This is a genomic window from Leclercia sp. LSNIH8 (assembly GCF_002920195.1).
GTDB lineage: Bacteria > Pseudomonadota > Gammaproteobacteria > Enterobacterales > Enterobacteriaceae > Enterobacter.
On record NZ_PQJY01000028.1, the window covers coordinates 1 to 3,110 of the forward strand.

Consider the following 3,110-nt stretch of genomic DNA (forward strand, 5'->3'; position numbering starts at 1 on the left):
CCTGGCAGTTCCCTACTCTCGCATGGGGAGACCCCACACTACCATCGGCGCTACGGCGTTTCACTTCTGAGTTCGGCATGGGGTCAGGTGGGACCACCGCGCTACAGCCGCCAGGCAAATTCTGTAATCTGTATCAGCTGAAAATCTTCTCAAACCCACCGAAACAGCTTCGGCGTTGTAAGGTTAAGCCTCACGGTTCATTAGTACCGGTTAGCTCAACGCATCGCTGCGCTTACACACCCGGCCTATCAACGTCGTCGTCTTCAACGTTCCTTCAGGACCCTCAAAGGGTCAGGGAGAACTCATCTCGGGGCAAGTTTCGTGCTTAGATGCTTTCAGCACTTATCTCTTCCGCATTTAGCTACCGGGCAGTGCCATTGGCATGACAACCCGAACACCAGTGATGCGTCCACTCCGGTCCTCTCGTACTAGGAGCAGCCCCCCTCAATTCTCCAGCGCCCACGGCAGATAGGGACCGAACTGTCTCACGACGTTCTAAACCCAGCTCGCGTACCACTTTAAATGGCGAACAGCCATACCCTTGGGACCTACTTCAGCCCCAGGATGTGATGAGCCGACATCGAGGTGCCAAACACCGCCGTCGATATGAACTCTTGGGCGGTATCAGCCTGTTATCCCCGGAGTACCTTTTATCCGTTGAGCGATGGCCCTTCCATACAGAACCACCGGATCACTATGACCTGCTTTCGCACCTGCTCGAGCCGTCACTCTCGCAGTCAAGCCAGCTTATGCCATTGCACTAACCTCCTGATGTCCGACCAGGATTAGCTGACCTTCGTGCTCCTCCGTTACTCTTTAGGAGGAGACCGCCCCAGTCAAACTACCCACCAGACACTGTCCGCAACCCGGATTACGGGTCCACGTTAGAACACCAGCCATTAAAGGGTGGTATTTCAAGGACGGCTCCATGCAGACTGGCGTCCACACTTCAAAGCCTCCCACCTATCCTACACATCAAGGACCAGTGTTCAGTGTCAAGCTATAGTAAAGGTTCACGGGGTCTTTCCGTCTTGCCGCGGGTACACTGCATCTTCACAGCGATTTCAATTTCACTGAGTCTCGGGTGGAGACAGCCTGGCCATCATTACGCCATTCGTGCAGGTCGGAACTTACCCGACAAGGAATTTCGCTACCTTAGGACCGTTATAGTTACGGCCGCCGTTTACCGGGGCTTCGATCAAGAGCTTCGCGTTGCCGCTAACCCCATCAATTAACCTTCCGGCACCGGGCAGGCGTCACACCGTATACGTCCACTTTCGTGTTTGCACAGTGCTGTGTTTTTAATAAACAGTTGCAGCCAGCTGGTATCTTCGACTGATTTCAGCTCCACCCGCAGGGGCTTCACCTACATATCAGCGTGCCTTCTCCCGAAGTTACGGCACCATTTTGCCTAGTTCCTTCACCCGAGTTCTCTCAAGCGCCTTGGTATTCTCTACCTGACCACCTGTGTCGGTTTGGGGTACGATTTGGTGTTACCTGATGCTTAGAGGCTTTTCCTGGAAGCAGGGCATTTGTTGCTTCAGCACCGTAGTGCCTCGTCATCACACCTCAGCGTTAAAAAGGTACCGGATTTACCTGGAACCTCCGCCTACATGCTTAAACCGGGACAACCGTCGCCCGGCCAACATAGCCTTCTCCGTCCCCCCTTCGCAGTAACACCGAGTACAGGAATATTAACCTGTTTCCCATCGACTACGCCTTTCGGCCTCGCCTTAGGGGTCGACTCACCCTGCCCCGATTAACGTTGGACAGGAACCCTTGGTCTTCCGGCGAGCGGGCTTTTCACCCGCTTTATCGTTACTTATGTCAGCATTCGCACTTCTGATACCTCCAGCATACCTCACGGTACACCTTCGCAGGCTTACAGAACGCTCCCCTACCCAACAACACCTAAGTGTCGCTGCCGCAGCTTCGGTGCATGGTTTAGCCCCGTTACATCTTCCGCGCAGGCCGACTCGACCAGTGAGCTATTACGCTTTCTTTAAATGATGGCTGCTTCTAAGCCAACATCCTGGCTGTCTGTGCCTTCCCACATCGTTTCCCACTTAACCATGACTTTGGGACCTTAGCTGGCGGTCTGGGTTGTTTCCCTCTTCACGACGGACGTTAGCACCCGCCGTGTGTCTCCCGTGATAACATTCTCCGGTATTCGCAGTTTGCATCGGGTTGGTAAGCCGGGATGGCCCCCTAGCCGAAACAGTGCTCTACCCCCGGAGATGAATTCACGAGGCGCTACCTAAATAGCTTTCGGGGAGAACCAGCTATCTCCCGGTTTGATTGGCCTTTCACCCCCAGCCACAGGTCATCCGCTAATTTTTCAACATTAGTCGGTTCGGTCCTCCAGTTAGTGTTACCCAACCTTCAACCTGCCCATGGCTAGATCACCGGGTTTCGGGTCTATACCCTGCAACTTAACGCCCAGTTAAGACTCGGTTTCCCTCCGGCTCCCCTATACGGTTAACCTTGCTACAGAATATAAGTCGCTGACCCATTATACAAAAGGTACGCAGTCACACCCGAAGGTGCTCCCACTGCTTGTACGTACACGGTTTCAGGTTCTTTTTCACTCCCCTCGCCGGGGTTCTTTTCGCCTTTCCCTCACGGTACTGGTTCACTATCGGTCAGTCAGGAGTATTTAGCCTTGGAGGATGGTCCCCCCATATTCAGACAGGATACCACGTGTCCCGCCCTACTCTTCGAGTTCACAGCATGTGTGCTTTCGTGTACGGGAGTATCACCCTGTACCCTGCGACTTTCCAGACGCTTCCACTAACACACAAGCTGATTCAGACTCCGGGCTGCTCCCCGTTCGCTCGCCGCTACTGGGGGAATCTCGGTTGATTTCTTTTCCTCGGGGTACTTAGATGTTTCAGTTCCCCCGGTTCGCCTCGTTAGCCTATGTATTCAGCTAACGATAGTGCAACGGATTGCACTGGGTTTCCCCATTCGGACATCGCCGGGTCAAGGGTTCATATCACCTCGCCGGCGCTTTTCGCAGATTAGCACGTCCTTCATCGCCTCTGACTGCCAGGGCATCCACCGTGTACGCTTAGTCGCTTAACCTCACAACCCGAAGCTGTTTCACTTCG

At 54.0% G+C, this 3,110-nt stretch carries 2 rRNA genes; both read right to left on the reverse strand.

The window, feature by feature from the left end:
• A 5S ribosomal RNA gene (gene rrf, locus C3406_RS25730) occupies positions 1-115 on the reverse strand; the annotation flags it as partial.
• A gap of 64 nt (positions 116-179) precedes the next feature.
• Positions 180-3,084 (reverse strand): 23S ribosomal RNA (locus C3406_RS25735).
• Positions 3,085-3,110 lie beyond the last annotated feature (26 nt).